Source organism: Streptomyces mutabilis (assembly GCF_014649815.1).
In the GTDB taxonomy this organism is placed as follows: domain Bacteria; phylum Actinomycetota; class Actinomycetes; order Streptomycetales; family Streptomycetaceae; genus Streptomyces; species Streptomyces mutabilis.
Genome location: NZ_BMTT01000108.1, coordinates 1 through 922 on the forward strand (window position 1 = coordinate 1; position 922 = coordinate 922).

The window sequence follows — 922 nt, forward strand, 5'->3', positions numbered from 1 at the left end:
CCCGAGCGCACCATCAGCGGCCGTTCACCGGCCGCCGCCTCACGCAGCAACCGCACCGCGTCCGCCGCATCCCGCACCACCAGCGCACACCGAAACGCGAAATGATGCCGCCCCGACATCAGCGCATGACTCACCGACGCGAGCGAAACACCCTCAACCCGCTCCAGATGCCCCGCCAGCTCCGCCAGCGCCCGCCCCAGCGCCCCCTCCGACTTCGCCGACACCGGCAACAAATACGCCGGCTCCGACACCTCCTCCGACACCCCACCGGCGTCATACGACTCCACAATCACATGCGCGTTCGTCCCACTGAACCCGAACGCACTCACCCCACCACGCCGAGTCCCGCCCTCCGCAGACCACGGACGCGCCTCACGATTGACGAAGAACGGACTGCGCTCCCAGTCCACGTAATCACTCGGCTCATCACAGTTGATGCTCGGCGGAATCACCCCGTGCCGCATCGCCTGCACCAACGCGATCACACTCACCAGACCCGACGCCGCCTGCGTATGCCCGATGTTCGGCTTCGTCGACGTCAAAGCACAAAACCCCGACCGCCCCGACCCCGACCCGAACGCCTCCACCAACGCATTGATCTCCACCGGATCACCCAGCCGCGTCCCCGTCCCGTGCGTCACCACATGACCGACCGACTCCACCGGCACCCGAGCCCGCTCATACACCTCCGACAACAACCGCGCCTGCGCAGCCCCGCTCGGCGCCGTGATCCCGTTGGTACGCCCGTCGTAGTTCACCCCGCTGCCCAGCACCGACGCATACACCCGGTCACCATCACGCTCCGCGTCCGGCAACCGCCGCAGCACCAGAACAGCCACCGCCTCACCCGGCACCATCCCGTTCGCCCGCCGGTCGAACGCGTAACACACCCCGTCCGCCGACAACATCCCCGCCTGCGCCA

General features: G+C 68.1%; 1 protein-coding gene. It reads right to left on the reverse strand.

Annotation, left to right across the window (positions count from 1 at the left end; translation table 11 throughout):
* Positions 1–922: CurL C-terminal domain-containing protein (locus tag IE142_RS34860; protein WP_229831209.1), on the reverse strand; the 922-nt coding region annotated here is incomplete at both ends.